The organism is Neisseria sicca VK64 (assembly GCF_000260655.1).
Classification (GTDB): domain Bacteria; phylum Pseudomonadota; class Gammaproteobacteria; order Burkholderiales; family Neisseriaceae; genus Neisseria; species Neisseria sicca_B.
Genome location: NZ_AJMT01000032.1, coordinates 1 through 13,642 on the forward strand (window position 1 = coordinate 1; position 13,642 = coordinate 13,642).

Annotated in this window: 17 protein-coding genes; 8 read left to right on the forward strand and 9 right to left on the reverse strand. The window is 48.8% G+C overall.

Annotated elements, in window-relative coordinates; translation table 11 throughout:
• Positions 1 to 341: 341 nt before the first annotated feature.
• From HMPREF1051_RS02130 to HMPREF1051_RS02155, 7 genes are all read right to left on the reverse strand, one after another.
• A complete protein-coding gene (locus HMPREF1051_RS02130; protein WP_050901432.1) occupies positions 342 to 719 on the reverse strand; it encodes a hypothetical protein in 378 nt (125 codons plus the stop codon).
• Between the two features lie 156 nt (positions 720 to 875).
• The gene (locus tag HMPREF1051_RS02135) at positions 876 to 1,181 is read right to left on the reverse strand and encodes a hypothetical protein (RefSeq protein WP_003763775.1); all 306 of its coding nucleotides are present in this window, start codon (positions 1,179 to 1,181) and stop codon (positions 876 to 878) included.
• A gap of 179 nt (positions 1,182 to 1,360) precedes the next feature.
• Positions 1,361 to 1,477 carry an RHS repeat-associated core domain-containing protein gene (locus tag HMPREF1051_RS12820; RefSeq protein ID WP_094112479.1) on the reverse strand — a complete coding sequence of 39 codons (117 nt, stop codon included), beginning with the start codon at positions 1,475 to 1,477 and terminating at the stop codon, positions 1,361 to 1,363.
• Between the two features lie 80 nt (positions 1,478 to 1,557).
• Positions 1,558 to 1,893, reverse strand: a complete 336-nt coding sequence (locus HMPREF1051_RS02140; protein WP_003763770.1) for a hypothetical protein — start codon at positions 1,891 to 1,893, stop codon at positions 1,558 to 1,560.
• 219 nt (positions 1,894 to 2,112) lie between these two features.
• The gene (locus HMPREF1051_RS02145; RefSeq protein WP_003763787.1) at positions 2,113 to 2,658 is read right to left on the reverse strand and encodes a hypothetical protein; all 546 of its coding nucleotides are present in this window, start codon (positions 2,656 to 2,658) and stop codon (positions 2,113 to 2,115) included.
• A 234-nt stretch (positions 2,659 to 2,892) separates the two neighbouring features.
• Positions 2,893 to 3,432, reverse strand: coding sequence for a DUF3304 domain-containing protein (locus tag HMPREF1051_RS02150; RefSeq protein ID WP_003763785.1), 540 nt, complete (start codon positions 3,430 to 3,432; stop codon positions 2,893 to 2,895).
• Between the two features lie 308 nt (positions 3,433 to 3,740).
• On the reverse strand, positions 3,741 to 4,307 hold the full coding sequence (locus HMPREF1051_RS02155) for an NADPH-dependent FMN reductase (protein ID WP_003763772.1): 567 nt from the start codon (positions 4,305 to 4,307) through the stop codon (positions 3,741 to 3,743).
• A gap of 285 nt (positions 4,308 to 4,592) precedes the next feature.
• Here HMPREF1051_RS02155 and tsaB point away from each other — a divergent pair, with 285 nt between their 5' ends.
• From tsaB to HMPREF1051_RS02180, 5 genes are all read left to right on the forward strand, one after another.
• Positions 4,593 to 5,270: a tRNA (adenosine(37)-N6)-threonylcarbamoyltransferase complex dimerization subunit type 1 TsaB gene (gene tsaB / locus HMPREF1051_RS02160; protein WP_003763790.1), complete on the forward strand. Its 678-nt coding sequence runs from the start codon at positions 4,593 to 4,595 to the stop codon at positions 5,268 to 5,270.
• On the forward strand, positions 5,267 to 5,710 hold the full coding sequence (gene rimI, locus HMPREF1051_RS02165) for a ribosomal protein S18-alanine N-acetyltransferase (protein WP_003763761.1): 444 nt from the start codon (positions 5,267 to 5,269) through the stop codon (positions 5,708 to 5,710). The genes tsaB and rimI overlap by 4 nt, the downstream gene beginning before the upstream one ends.
• Complete coding sequence (locus tag HMPREF1051_RS02170) at positions 5,704 to 6,498, forward strand: uracil-DNA glycosylase family protein (RefSeq protein ID WP_003763758.1); 795 nt, start codon at positions 5,704 to 5,706, stop codon at positions 6,496 to 6,498. The genes rimI and HMPREF1051_RS02170 overlap by 7 nt, the downstream gene beginning before the upstream one ends.
• 60 nt (positions 6,499 to 6,558) lie before the next feature.
• Positions 6,559 to 7,053: a hypothetical protein gene (locus HMPREF1051_RS02175; RefSeq protein WP_003763765.1), complete on the forward strand. Its 495-nt coding sequence runs from the start codon at positions 6,559 to 6,561 to the stop codon at positions 7,051 to 7,053.
• Between the two features lie 340 nt (positions 7,054 to 7,393).
• Complete coding sequence (locus HMPREF1051_RS02180; RefSeq protein WP_003763780.1) at positions 7,394 to 8,062, forward strand: HAD-IA family hydrolase; 669 nt, start codon at positions 7,394 to 7,396, stop codon at positions 8,060 to 8,062.
• A gap of 528 nt (positions 8,063 to 8,590) precedes the next feature.
• Here HMPREF1051_RS02180 and rsgA read toward each other — a convergent pair.
• On the reverse strand, positions 8,591 to 9,457 hold the full coding sequence (gene rsgA / locus HMPREF1051_RS02185; protein ID WP_003763782.1) for a ribosome small subunit-dependent GTPase A: 867 nt from the start codon (positions 9,455 to 9,457) through the stop codon (positions 8,591 to 8,593).
• Between the two features lie 280 nt (positions 9,458 to 9,737).
• Positions 9,738 to 10,466, reverse strand: coding sequence for a TIGR00730 family Rossman fold protein (locus HMPREF1051_RS02190; RefSeq protein WP_003763769.1), 729 nt, complete (start codon positions 10,464 to 10,466; stop codon positions 9,738 to 9,740).
• A 185-nt stretch (positions 10,467 to 10,651) separates the two neighbouring features.
• On the opposite strand from HMPREF1051_RS02190, the gene truC reads away from it, so the two are divergent.
• The 3 genes from truC (at position 10,652) to HMPREF1051_RS02205 (ending at position 13,398) form a co-directional block, all read left to right on the forward strand.
• Positions 10,652 to 11,359 carry a tRNA pseudouridine(65) synthase TruC gene (gene truC, locus HMPREF1051_RS02195; RefSeq protein ID WP_003763768.1) on the forward strand — a complete coding sequence of 236 codons (708 nt, stop codon included), beginning with the start codon at positions 10,652 to 10,654 and terminating at the stop codon, positions 11,357 to 11,359.
• A gap of 446 nt (positions 11,360 to 11,805) precedes the next feature.
• On the forward strand, positions 11,806 to 13,041 hold the full coding sequence (locus tag HMPREF1051_RS02200; protein WP_003763774.1) for a type VI immunity family protein: 1,236 nt from the start codon (positions 11,806 to 11,808) through the stop codon (positions 13,039 to 13,041).
• A gap of 81 nt (positions 13,042 to 13,122) precedes the next feature.
• Positions 13,123 to 13,398, forward strand: a complete 276-nt coding sequence (locus HMPREF1051_RS02205; RefSeq protein WP_003762149.1) for an oxidative damage protection protein — start codon at positions 13,123 to 13,125, stop codon at positions 13,396 to 13,398.
• Positions 13,399 to 13,642 lie beyond the last annotated feature (244 nt).

A 13,642-nucleotide genomic window follows, 5' to 3' on the forward strand; every position in this document is an offset into this window, starting at 1 on the left:
AGACAGCGGCAGGGAGGAATCGGTAGAGGTGGCGGTGATTTCGACGCGGTAGGCGGTGTTGGCGGCTTCGGAGGCGGTGAAGGATTTGACGGAGAGGGACGGGGAGAACCGGGAGAAGGTGAGGTGGTAGGATTGGCGGGCAGTCATGGCGTTGAATTTAAAGATGACAATGAGGTTCGTATGGTAACTTGAATGTCATTAACGGTAAAGCAAATGGGATAAACGGTAGAAAGGTCGTCTGAATGGAGGTTTTCAGACGACCTTTTAACAACTTATAAAGAGAATGCACCTAATTTCTCAAAAATTTCAATCTCTCTAAATATTAACTCACTTTATAATAATCAAACAGTAACTTTATCTATCCCAACATCAGGAATTAATAATTTTTTAGGTGAACCGATGAAAGATAAACCATCCTCCCTCTGTTTCACATGCCATAAAATTAATCCATTCTGCCATGACTTCCATAGCTCATCAGAGTAATTGATAGGTTCTTCTAAAATGGCTCCAACAGCAAAAGGAGGAATCCAAATTTCTGTTAAAACACCATCCCCTTTCCAACCGGCATGCCTAAAAGCTGTAGTAATAATTTGATACTCTTCATCCTGTGGATTTAAATTGCTAACTTTGCAAAAATCTAATAGATCAATCCACTCATAAATGTAAACATAGAGATTCTTTGATTTTTTTAGGAAAACCAATTGTTCTTCGTAAACCATCTTTAGAAAACCTTAAATTGTTAAAAATATTGTAATGATTCTTTCCTTCCTGGCTCTAGAACCTAGAGATGAAGTTATGGATTTGAGTTTTTAAAGAGAAAACTTTTCCTCTGTAACGGTTAGATTTTCAACCCAACTTACTCTTATTTCTCTATGCTATTCTAAAGTAAAGCAAAAAATTCCAGTATTAGCTATATCGTATAATTCTAGGAATTGCATTTTTAAATTATTCTCTATGACCATCTTTTTAAATTCATCCGTAACCCCATATATATAAGGTCTCAGCTTGTCTCTAAATATGTACTTATAAGAAATATCTTTATAACAATCTAGAGATTTATTATCTAAAAAATCAATATTAAATTTAAAATAGTCTGAAATGCTATCCTTGTTGTTACCTTTTAAATTAAAAGAAAAATCAACATTAATGTTTTTTTGGGGGAAAATTGTATAGAGTTGCATATTATCTGATCCTATTTTTTCTTACGATAAATCCATAGAATAATATGTTAACGCTGATGGCCTTGTTCAGGAGGTATTATTTTATTACTTGGCATTCTACCACTATTAGTGGATCGCAAATCCCATGGTTCAATCCAGCCCGTTGGAGTATCTGCATAGGTATATAAATTATCCCTACCTCATAACCCGATCATATCCTGACTTATACATCGCCCGATTTCAGGGTCGTAATACCGGAAACGGTTGTAGTGCAGCCCGCTTTCTTGGTCGTAATACCGGAAACGGTTGTAGTGCAGCCCGCTTTCTTGGTCGTAATACTGACCCTTGGAAGCAGTTTATTACCGTTGTCAGCGATAGAACTAACTATATTAGGCAATTAGATAGATACTTCTTTCCTACTTTCAATCAATTTTTTCCATTGATATAAAAGGGACAAAAAGTATCCAAAGTCATAAATAGTTACTTCCATTTCAGTAAATTCGTTAAAAATATTTATCTTATCTTTTGTTATGGAAATTGTGTGGGCATTGCCTGTTCCCTGCCAGTTTTCTATTTCATCATTTTTAATTTGATCAATGATATCAATGAGAAAGTTAACATAGTAATCAAAACCTTGAATATCTCCTTCAAAAAAATCTCCGATAACTTGTTCATCAGGATTAGCAGTATTTTTTACACAACAATAATTATCTTTATCTAAAAAGAACTCCATGTTTTAACTCCTTTTATCAATATTTTGGATATGCAGTATTGATACCCCCTTTTATTGATGCACCTTTCAATTATGACAAAATTAAAAGTAAACTCTAATTTAGATATATGTTTGTATCCGCCCTATATACAAATCAATAAGCATACAAACTATATTTCTTAGAATCAGGCTGTTAATGATCTTTATTAGACATTGAATCTTAATCCAAGCTAAGATTAACTAAGCAAATATAAATCCTTTATCAAACCCATGTTCATGTAACTCAAATATTAATTCATTAGAAAAAAATAAATCCGTTGAACATGCTGGGTTGTTATGCCTACCAATACCTATAACTTTCAGTGAATCGTCATTTAATTTCATATTATCTGATGATAAAAACGAAGTATTCTCATCGATATAAATTCTTTCTGATTCTTCTTCATCAATTATATTTTCAGTATGCAACGAATTAATTAGAAAATATTTATCCGACAGAATAGTATCTTTACATACCAACTCAATTGGAATTATCTGAATTTCTTGGTTATATTTATTTATTAAAAAATCAGCTAACTTTTTATCTACTAAAATGGTTGTTGCATTAGTCAGTAGTATATGATGGTTTTTTAATTTCGTACTTTTTGCTTCTATTTCAAATCTAGGTATAAAATCTAAACTTAATCTTGTTGAGTCACAAAATCCGAAATAACTAAATTTATCTTGATCTAAATAAAAAGCTGAAAATTTCCCAGATTGATTTAATTCATATATAAGCTTTGCCATTTCTTTCTTCCTTAATCATTTAATCATAATTGCCCTGGCAGTGATTTAGCCCATCTCCTTCTATTCTTATTATGCTTTCTTTCTCCTGATGTCGGTTTAATTCGCTCTGCATTCATTATTCTGAAAAGCAAGTAACGTGGAGCTCAAGCCAGCATAACCATCAAATTATTTAATATTCGACTCGTTGGCATAGAATACCATTTTAGCTTTGCTCATCGTTCCGCCCATCTTAATTTAAAAATCCGGATTTTCCTTACGGTATGCTTCGTTATCTTTTTTCAAAGTTTCATGAAACTGATGCATAGGATTTTCCGGCCTCTGCCTACCGTAACTTGAAATTAATACACGCACTGAATAATCCGGCAAAATGTGAAACTGCAATAATCCGTTGTCTTCATCGGTAAATTTATCTACCTTCGCATTAACGTTACACTCTTCAAATTCATTTGTATCCGTGCTTATCATCAAGGTCAGTGGCAGTGTCATCCCCTCATGCCAGCGGGGGATGGAAACGCAACATTGTCCTCCCCCTTCCTCTGAATAAGGCCCTATATCACTTAAAGTCCATGTCTCTCCAGCCTTGTGATAAGTTATCATTACACCTTGGTCAGAATAGTTGTTTAGCATGAATGCAAACGAGCGTTCCTCATCGGTATCCACAAAAAAATCATCCTTTTGATTGAAGATTTCTTTTCCCGAAGAGGCATAGATCGATAAAACCGGAAGAGCGGCGACTAAAACTACCAAGCCTAAAAATCTAAATAATTTTTTCATTTTTTTCCTTTTTGCCCGCCGCAATGTTCAGGGCGGCGCATTTTTAAATGACAACGTAGTTCGTATAGTAGCTTGAACGATGTAATGGGTAAAGCGAATGGGATAACCGGCTGATGGGTCGTCTGAATGGTTGCAGACCCGTTGGATTTGCTTTTTTCAGACGAGCTTTTGATGTGTGTTTTCTCTGATGCTATTGATTTAAAAGAAAGGTCGTCTGAAACCTTAGATTTCAGACGACCTTTCTTCATTAAACCTTTGATGTTTAGAAAATCAGCTATTTTCTAAAGTCCGGCAGTTTTCTGCTGTGTTTATTTGGGGTTCTTCTCGATAAGGGCGACGAGTTGGTCGATATAGCCTTGAACGAAGCTGCACGCCGATTCGATGAGTTTGCCGTTGTCGTCAAACAAGGTGGGGGAGTTGCCGAGGAAAACTTCGGGCTGTCCGGTCAGCGGCATATTGAAGTAGGACAAGGCAAGGCGCAGGTTTTTTTGCGAACTGTAACCACCCATTTTACCGACGGAATGGCTGATGATGCCTGCAGGCGTGTTTTTCCAGGCGACGTCGGCGTTGGGTTTGGAGCCGATGTCTATCGCGTTTTTCAGGCAGGCGGGGACGGTGCGGTTGTTTTCGGGGGTAACGAACAATACGCCGTCGGAAGCTTTGATGGTTTCGCGGAAGGCAGTGTAGCTTTCGGGTGTGGGGAAGTCGGTTTCGGCGGGGTCGTCGTAGTCGAAATTGTAGAGCGGCAAATGACCGATTTCGACGATTTGGGCATCGTAGCCTTCGGGGAACATGGGGATGACGTTTTGCGCCACTTTGCGGGCGAACGAGCCTTTACGCAGGCTGCCTACTAAAATGCTGACTTTTTTTGCCATAAATTCTCTCCTGATGATGTAAAAATAATAACGATTCTTGAATTCATTTTAAAGCCGCCGGTTGATTGTCGTCAATCCTGTTGGGAACAAATTGACCATTCTGCGCAAGGTGGATTTGATTTGGAGAATTGGTTTAATGTGGCTTGCCTGCCCTGCCATAGTTTCGAGACGGTCATTTTCTAAAGTGCTGAAACATCATTGAGGTCGTCTGAAAACCCTATCGGGCATGAATCAAGACGACAATGCTATAATCCATCCTAAAATTTTTATCTTGAAGAACACGCCATGCAAGCCGATTTCAGACGACCCGTCCTTGCCATCGACACCAGCACTTCCTACCTGTCCCTCGCGTTGCAAACCGATGGGCAGATTGTTTCGTTTCATGAAGATGTCGGCACGAAACAATCCGATTTGATTCTGCCGCAGATTCGTGTTTTATTTGAACAAGCGGGTATTGCGGCGGCGGATTTGGGTGTGATCGTCTATGCACAAGGCCCCGGCGCGTTTACCGGTTTGCGTATCGGAACAGGCGTGGCGCAAGGTTTGGCGACGCCGTTTGGTACGCCCCTCATCGGCATCCCCTGTCTGGATGCGGCGGCGTATCTGCTGCCCGGACAAAGCTGCGTACTGGCAGCGACCGACGCGCGTATGGGCGAGGTGTTTTACGCATGGTTCGACACGGGCGCGCACCGACGGCTCGGCGATTATCAGGTCGGCAAAGCGGCTGAAATTGTCGAACCCGAAGGCCGTGCGTTTACCGGCGGCATAGGCAATGCGTTTGCGCTGACCGATGCGCCGCCCTTTGCTGGAACGCCGAAAATGCCTGCCGCTTCCGACTATCTCAAGCTGGCACTCAGCGGGCGTTATCCCGCGTCCGATGCCGCGCACGCCGAATTGCTTTATGTCCGCAACAAAGTCGCCCTGACCGCCAAAGAGCAGGCAGAACGGAAAGCGCAGGCATGAATATCCGCCCCGCTTTTTCAGACGACTGCCCTGCCCTTGCCGCGATTGATGCGGTCGGCAACCCGTCGCCTTGGTCTGTTAAACAATTTGCCTCCGCATTGGCGCAGAGTACGGATAAACTGTGGGTCTGTGAGACCGACGGCGTCATCAGCGGCTTTATCGTGTGGCAGGATATATTGGATGAATCCGAGCTGCATTTGATTGCCACCGCTCCCGAATACCGCCGCCAAGGCATTGCCGTCGCACTTTTGGAACATTGGCTCCGCCACGCCCAAACCGCCGGTATCACGCGCCTGCTGTTGGAAGTCCGCGCCGGCAATGCCGCCGCCCAATCGCTGTATCTCAAATACGGCTTTACCGCGGTCGGCATCCGCAAACATTACTATTCCCTGCCCGAAGGCGGGCATGAAGACGCCGTATTGATGGAAAAACCATGTTAAGCAGCCGCTATCTCCACTTGCATCAGGCATTAGGCTTAGGCCCGATGTGGCTGAACCGTCACGCCAAAGTCATCCCGCCTGCGGGCGATGCGTCCGTTACGCAGCCGCAGAAACCTACTGCCGCCCAAGTTGTCGAAGCCGTCCGCACGATTTCCGCATCGGCACATCATGCCCGCATGGCGGCGATGGCGGCGGTTCAACATGAAAAAACCGCCTCCGCAACAACGCCCCCCATCCCGCCGTCTGCCGCGCCGGTTGACGCACCTTCCCCATCCGCGCGGACACATTCCGTACCCGAAAACACCGGCAAAGCTTCCGCTTCAACCGTTTCAGACGACCTCCCGCGCCTGCAAACCGAAGCGCGTCCGTCCGAAGTCATCATCATCAGCATCTGTCCCGCAACCGAAGACAGCCTGCACGGACAACTCTTTCACGGCGCGGTCGGCGTCCTGCTCGACAATATGCTTACCGCCATCCGCCTGACGCCCCAACAAGCCTACAAAACCAGTTGGGTCAAAGCAGCGCCCGTTTTCAGCCCGCACCCTACTGACGAACAAATCCAAGCCGAGCTGCCCCAGCTTGCCCGAGAGCTTGCCGATACGCAGGCGAAAGCCGTGTTATTGGTGGGGCAAATATTTGAAAAACCCGAACTTGCCCCATTGATAGACACACTCTGCGGCAACACCCCCCGCTTCATCCTTCCCCACCCTGCCCGCCTGCTGCGCCAACCGCAACTCAAAGCAAAAGCTTGGCAGGTTTTGAAACAAGTGCGGCAGATACTGAATTAAGGCACGCCGACAGCATCCCAAACAAACGCCGCACCTCATCCACCCCCTTCCCTATCCATCATGTACCTCACCCAAGAAAAACCCTACCGCCCGCTGCTGATTGCCCTGATTTTCCTGACCCTGCCTCTGGCATTGCTGCTGCACGAAATCATCACAGTCGGGCTGTTCCGCCATTCCGGACTGCTGCTGACCTTCCAAAACGGGCAGTTGCGGCAAGTAGCGGGCTGGGATGACGCCATCGTTTGGTTTATCTGCGGCGTATTCGGCTTTTTCAACTTGATTATCGCGGGCGGACTGACCAAACTCGCCTACAAAAAAATGATGCGCCGCCATTTCCACTACGCCCTGTTTTTAAGCGGGGCGGCGGCGTGTGCGGCGGCTTTGGTCGTGATTATCTTGGAATCTTTGCTGGGCAGCGCGGCATTGGGCGGCATGCGGCAAGGCGGAATATTTCTTTACGCATTGAGCGTCTGGATATTGGCGATGCTGACGCTGCCGCGCCAACTGACCCGCGCGCCGGAACAGCCCATCATCTTCCACAAAATGAAAAGATAAGCCTGGCAGCAGGGAGTCAAAGCAACGTCTTCCTTCATATTCTCCGGCAAGAAACCATAAACAAGGGGTCGTCTGAAACTTTTCAGACGACCCTTTTACCTAAATTCATCCGTTCTTAGCGTTTGAATTCAGTTAGGATTTTTATAGTGGATTAACTTTAAATCAGTACGGCGTTGCCTCGCCTTGCCGTACTATCTGTACTGTCTGCGGCTTCGTCGCCTTGTCCTGATTTAAATTTAATCCACTATAACGTTTGCATCAATCCGCCGGCAGGCAAGCATCGGATTTTCTGTTATGATTTTTCTATCTTGCCCCAAGGTCGTCTGAAAGAAAGCGCACGATGAAACCTAAACTGATTATCTTCGACTGGGACGGAACGCTGGCAGACACGACGCGCCCGATTATCCGCACCTTCCAACAAAGTTTTGCCGACTGCGGTATGCCCGTTCCCGATGACGATGCCGTCCGCGCCCTCATCGGTTACAGCCTGCCGGAAATCATTCGCCGCCTCGCCCCGCATGCCGGCGAACACATGCGCGAAGAATTGACGGAAACCTACGCTGCACACTATCTCAACCCCAACAACCACAACATGACGCTCTTCCCCGAAGCCCTGCCCTGCCTGCACACCCTGCAAAACCAAGGCTACTGGCTCGCCGTCGCCACGGGCAAAGGCAGGATAGGACTCGACCGCTCTATCACGCAAACCGGTACGGCCGATTTTTGGATGGCGACGACCTGCGCCAGCGAACAAGCCTCCAAACCCGCACCCGACATGGTTTTCAAACTATGCGACGAACTGGGGCTGACGCCGCAGGAAACTTTGGTTGTCGGCGATACGACCCACGACTTGGAAATGGCCGCCAACGCCAAAGCCCCCGCCGTCGCCCTCACCACAGGCGCACACTCCGCCGCCATGTTGAACACCGCCCCGCATCTCGCCATACTCGACAACCTCTCCGAGCTGCCTGACTTCTTGGAAACGTTTGATTGGACGGGCAAGGTTTAACGCAAAGCACAAACCCTTTAACGATGCAGACAGCCAAACCGTAGCGTGGGCTTCGCCCGCGAAAAACTCGGTTTATGATCCGATTTAGAAACCGATTGGCAGATCCCGTGGGCAAAGCCCACGCTACACTTTTCCCGAAGCATTGCGGCGTGCTGCCGACTATCGGACGAAGCAAACCTGTTCGGAGAAATCCTCCGCGTTGAATGAGCAAATCGCTTCCCTATCCCAATTAACGTTGATCTACCACCGTAGCGTGGGCTTTGCCCACGAAAAACTCGGTTTATGGTCTGATTCATAACCCGATTGGCAAATATCGCGGGCAAAGCCCACGCTACGCTTTTCTCGAAGTATCACGGCGTGCTGCCGACCATCGGACGAAGCAAGCCTGCTCGGAGAAATCCTCCGCGTTGAATGAATCAATCGCTTCTCCATCCCAAACCCTCCTCCCGATAAAAAAGGTCGTCTGAAAACCTGTTTCCCAAGTTTTCAGACGACGTTTTTTATTTCACTAAAACCAACCGCTTCTCCCTATCTCAACAATTCATCCGTTATCCGTTGCAAAAACTCGATGCGTTCGGGTTTGGCTTCGCCTGTTTCGGCGGCGACTTTGACGGCGCAGCCGGGTTCGGCGCGGTGGGTGCAGTTGTGGAAGCGGCATTGCCCGACAAGATGGTTCAGGTCGGGGAAGTATTGCAGCAGGTTGGCGGCTTCTAGGTGGTGCAGCCCGAATTCTTGCAAACCTGGGGAGTCGATTAATTGGGTTTCTTCGTTTAAATCGTAAAGCTGGGCGTGGGTAGTGGTGTGTTTGCCGGAGTCGAGCGCGGTGGAGATGTCGCCGGTGCGGGCAGTTTGGTTGCCCAAGAGGGCGTTGGTCAGGGTTGATTTGCCCATGCCGCTTTGTCCGAGCAGGATGTTGGTATGCCCTTGTAGGACGGGACGCAGGATGTCGGCGTTTTCCAGCGCGCGGGTTTCGATGACGGGATAACCGAGCGTTTCGTAGAATTTGAGTTTTTCGCGCCAGAGGGCGGTTTCGGGCAGGTCGGCTTTGTTCAGGATAATGACGGCTTGGATGCCCGCGGCTTCGGCGGCTAGGAGGGCGCGTTGCAGCAGGGCTTTGCTGGGCGAGGGAACGGCGGCGGTAACGATAAGGAGCTGGCTGACGTTGGCGGCGATGAGCTTGGTTTTCCAAGCGTCTTGGCGGTAGAGCAGGCTTTCGCGCGGGAGGTGGTCTTCGATGACGGCTTGTTCGGCGTTGATATTTTGGATATGCACGCGATCGCCGCAGGCGAAATCCACCCGCTTTTTGCGCGTGCTGGCTTCGTAGGTTTTGCCGTCGGGCGTGCGCACGATGTAGCGGCGGCCGTAGCTGGTGATGATTTGGGCGGTATCGGTCATGAACGGTTGGGTCGGGTGGGGTGGATAAAGGGAATGTTCGCGGCGGCGTGGCTGCCTTGCGGCGAAGAGAAAAGGTATTGTACCGAAATAGGCAGGGGTCGTCTGAAACGATTCTATAGTGGATTAAATTTAAACCAGTACGGCGTTGCCTCGCCTTGTCCTGATTTAAATTTAATCCACTATATATCGGGTTAACTGGAAACCGATACGGCGTTGCCGCTTGTCTTGATTTCAACTCACCCGCGAGATTCGGAAGGTTTTCAGACGACCTCTCAACCCGTCACAATCCGAGCGACCACGCGTTGACGCCTTCGGAAAAATCTTCCAAGCGGTTTTCGTAATGCGCGAAGATTTCTTCGATGATTTCGTCTTCGCTGTCAATCAGTCGAATTAAATCCATATCGGCTTCCGCAATCAGCCCGCGCCCGAGCAACTCTTTGCGTATCCAGTCCAACAAGCCCGACCAGAAATCCTTGCCCACTAAGATAATCGGACGGTCGGGCGTTTTGCCTGTCTGCACCAGCGTCAGGCTTTCAAACAATTCGTCCAGCGTACCGAAGCCGCCAGGCATGACGACATACGCGACCGCGTGTTTCACAAACATCACTTTGCGCGGGAAGAAATGTTGGAACTTGATGGACAAATCCTGATACGGATTGGCTTTTTGTTCGTGCGGCAACACGATATTCAGCCCCACCGCCGGGCTTGCGCCCGCAAACGCGCCTTTGTTCGCCGCTTCCATAATCCCCGGCCCGCCGCCCGAAATAACGGAAAAACCGGCATCCGAGAGCTTGCGCGCCAGACGCAGCGTAAATTCGTAGTCAGGATGGTTTTCCGGCGTGCGCGCGCTGCCGTAAATGCTGACCGCAGGCTGAATCGCCCGCAGCTCCTCGCCCGCCTCGACAAATTCCGAAATAATCTTCAAAACATGATACGACTCCCGCGCCTGAATCTCGCGGCGCGCCTCATCGGTCAGCATAGGCTTGGGCAGTTTTTTGAGCAGGCTCACAGTTTTTCCTTCATCTTATTGAACCCCCACATTGTAACCGACAGAACCCGAGGTCGTCTGAAAACGCAAACATGAACGGCAGTAAGTGTTCCTTATTTGAACCGAATCATGCGTTCCAGCCCAAGATTGCCGTCTCAGCCGCGACCGCTTGCGTTACAATCCCCCATTTCCGCCCACATCAGACCATGCTCGACATCCTCTACCGCGACAGCCGCACCATCGCCGTCAACAAACCCGCCGGAATGCTCGTCCACCGAAGCTGGCTCGACCGCCACGAAACACAGTTCGTCATGCAGACCCTGCGCGACCAAATCGGACAACACGTCTATCCCGCCCACCGCCTCGACCGCCCCACATCCGGCGTCCTCCTGTTTGCCCTCGACCCCGAAGCCGCCCGCCTGCTGACGCAACAGTTCGAACAAAAAACCACACGCAAAACCTACTGGGCAATCGTGCGCGGATATTTGCCCGACGACGGACTCATCGACTACCCCCTCAAATATCAGCCCGACAAAATCGCCGAATCCCAAACCGAAGCCACCCTCCAAGAAGCCCAAACCCGATACCGCTGCCTTGCGCGCACCGAATTGCCCTTCCAATCCGCCGCCCGCTACCCGACCTCGCGCTACTCGTGGGCAGAACTCATCCCGCACACAGGCCGTAAACACCAACTCCGCCGCCACATGAAACACATCTTCCACCCCATCGTCGGCGACACCAACTACGGCGACCTGCGCCAAAACCACGCCACCGCCGCCCACCTCGGCACCACCCGCCTCATGCTCCACGCCCGCAGCCTGTCGTTCCAAAGCATCGAAAACGGCGAAACCCTGACCGTCTGCGCCGATACCGACGAGAGCTGGCGAATTTGGCTGGATGCGTTTGAAGCGTAAGTGAAAAGTCGCGTCAACAGGCGATTTGGTTATACTGCAAAGCCGGACACGGGTTTCAGACGACCTTTATTCATCAAAACACGCTTGAGATAACCGAACCCCGTAGCGTGGGCTTTGCCTGCGGGATTTGCCGTCCATCAGTCTGAATCGGGTATTTGTGCTGACATCTGCTTCGCGGGTAGAACCCGCGCTACGGTTTGTTGTGCCGATACCGACGAGAGCTAGTGGATTTGGCTGGATACGTTTGAGGCGTAAGCGCAAAGTCGTGCCAAAAGGCAGGCTGGTGATGCTGCAAAGCCGGACACGGTTTTCAGATGACCCCATCCCTGCCACCCCATTCCGTTCAACCCTCATTTATGCCGAATAATCCTACTTTGCGGTAAAGGTCGTCTGAAAACGCTACACTCTTTCAGACGACGTTTGTCATACCAACATAAGGACATTCCATGAGCGACATCACAAAGCAACTCGCTGCCATCCGCTATACCGCCGACCGCACCAAACGCTACAACGAACATGGCTTTACCCTGTTGCAACTGGGCATACGCGGCGTGGTCTATTTCAATACCCGCGAGGATGTCGCCGATGCCTTAACCGGTTTGATGGATTTCTATTACGAATGGGCGAAAGACAAGCTGACAATAGCTTGGCACGAAAAAGGTCATAGGGATATTAAGGAAGTCAAACTGACCGAAAAATCATATCTGAAAGAACGCGATAAAATCTACCGTTGGCTGGATAGTCGGGAGAAAAATCCGCCCAACATCGAGTGGGGAATGCAAAGCGAGCATGCAAATACCAGTGCATCCTATTATTTCAATATCACCTCCATTGCTGCAGGTTTGGCAAATGAGCCGTATATGCCGTTAGGCACCCTGCTTTTTAATCTGCCACTGGAAATTTTGTCTTCTCCCCAAGATTTGGCAAAACTGGATGAGTTTGTCGGTAAGATTTCAGAGAAGCTGGATGTTTTCCACGGTTATATCGGACTGGCAGCAATTCCACCGCATAATTATTACGACGGTGCGCCGTATGAATACGGGGTTTGCCGCGAAAATTTGGGGCTGAGTCCGGTCACGACCGATTATCTGTCAACGTTTTATAGATACAACATACGCAGTATCAGTTGGTACACACTGGTCGGTAGGGAACTTTACCGACAGCTTCCGGCAGGCAGGATAGAGTCTGTTTTGGCAAATCATCCCGATATTACTCTGCGCGACTTTGCCGGTATCAAGGTTTTTAAAATCGGCAGCCTGCCCGAAACAGGGGATATCCGCGAAGATTTACCCTTGGACTACATTGCGCTAAACCGCGCTTTAGAACCGATACGCGAAAAATATCCGCGCGAGAATATGGGCGGCATTACCCGAGAACAGATGTATTATTGGTCGAGAAGATGGGACGGCTGGGAAGTCGAAGAAAAGGACGGTAAGCGGATCTACACCCAAGCGCCGCAGGAAATCATCGGCGTCGAGGAAGAGCCTGTTCCGATTTCGGGCATGTGGAAAATCACCAGCTTTGACGGTGAAACCCGCCATTTCAATAAAGGCGAAATTTTCCCTGAAGGAGAAGGTGTGCGGACACAAGATGTGCTACTCGGCCCCCAAATGGGTCTGACCATTTGGGAGCTTGTCAAAGGCGACCATAACGAACCTTTGCGCAGAAAGGCAATGTGGTAAGCCCCTCCCCGCCTTTCCGAACGTCAGCCGATACGTTAAAATATACCTCGTCTGAAACCCCGTTTTTGAAGGAAAACCGCCATGACCCGTATGGTTCACTGCGTCAAACTCGGCAAAGAAGCCGAAGGTATGAAATTCCCACCGCTGCCCAACGAATTGGGCAAGCGCATTTTTGAAAATGTATCCCAAGAAGCTTGGAATGCGTGGACACGCCACCAAACCATGCTGATTAACGAAAACCGTTTGAGCCTCGCCGACCCGCGCGCACGCGAATATCTGGCACAACAAATGGAACAGTATTTCTTCGGCGACGGTGCAGATGCCGTTCAAGGTTATGTGCCGCAAGAGCCCAAATAACGCCATCATTTGCTCAAAAGGTCGTCTGAAAACGAAAATCGGATTTCAGACGACCTTTTTGTATCAATAAACTTGCGGCAAAGCCGTTTCATTTTATAGTGGATTAACTTTAAATCAGGACAAGGCAACGAAGCCGCAGACAGTACAGATAGTACGGCAAGGCGAGGCAACGCCGTACTGGTTTAAAGTTATAGCCAATTAAAAAAAAATAGTACAATACTCAACTTTGAAGGTCTAACCATGG

Coding starts and splice junctions, on each gene's coding strand:
- rimI (WP_003763761.1), top strand. CDS start 5,267: ATGAATATCCGCCCCGCTTTTTCAGACGACTGCCCTGCCCTTGCCGCG.
- rsgA (WP_003763782.1), bottom strand. CDS start 9,457: ATGACCGATACCGCCCAAATCATCACCAGCTACGGCCGCCGCTACATC.
- HMPREF1051_RS02180 (WP_003763780.1), top strand. CDS start 7,394: ATGAAACCTAAACTGATTATCTTCGACTGGGACGGAACGCTGGCAGAC.
- tsaB (WP_003763790.1), top strand. CDS start 4,593: ATGCAAGCCGATTTCAGACGACCCGTCCTTGCCATCGACACCAGCACT.
- HMPREF1051_RS02200 (WP_003763774.1), top strand. CDS start 11,806: ATGAGCGACATCACAAAGCAACTCGCTGCCATCCGCTATACCGCCGAC.
- HMPREF1051_RS02155 (WP_003763772.1), bottom strand. CDS start 4,307: ATGGCAAAAAAAGTCAGCATTTTAGTAGGCAGCCTGCGTAAAGGCTCG.
- HMPREF1051_RS02175 (WP_003763765.1), top strand. CDS start 6,559: ATGTACCTCACCCAAGAAAAACCCTACCGCCCGCTGCTGATTGCCCTG.
- HMPREF1051_RS02140 (WP_003763770.1), bottom strand. CDS start 1,893: ATGGAGTTCTTTTTAGATAAAGATAATTATTGTTGTGTAAAAAATACT.
- truC (WP_003763768.1), top strand. CDS start 10,652: ATGCTCGACATCCTCTACCGCGACAGCCGCACCATCGCCGTCAACAAA.
- HMPREF1051_RS02150 (WP_003763785.1), bottom strand. CDS start 3,432: ATGAAAAAATTATTTAGATTTTTAGGCTTGGTAGTTTTAGTCGCCGCT.
- HMPREF1051_RS02130 (WP_050901432.1), bottom strand. CDS start 719: ATGGTTTACGAAGAACAATTGGTTTTCCTAAAAAAATCAAAGAATCTC.
- HMPREF1051_RS02145 (WP_003763787.1), bottom strand. CDS start 2,658: ATGGCAAAGCTTATATATGAATTAAATCAATCTGGGAAATTTTCAGCT.
- HMPREF1051_RS02170 (WP_003763758.1), top strand. CDS start 5,704: ATGTTAAGCAGCCGCTATCTCCACTTGCATCAGGCATTAGGCTTAGGC.
- HMPREF1051_RS02205 (WP_003762149.1), top strand. CDS start 13,123: ATGACCCGTATGGTTCACTGCGTCAAACTCGGCAAAGAAGCCGAAGGT.
- HMPREF1051_RS02135 (WP_003763775.1), bottom strand. CDS start 1,181: ATGCAACTCTATACAATTTTCCCCCAAAAAAACATTAATGTTGATTTT.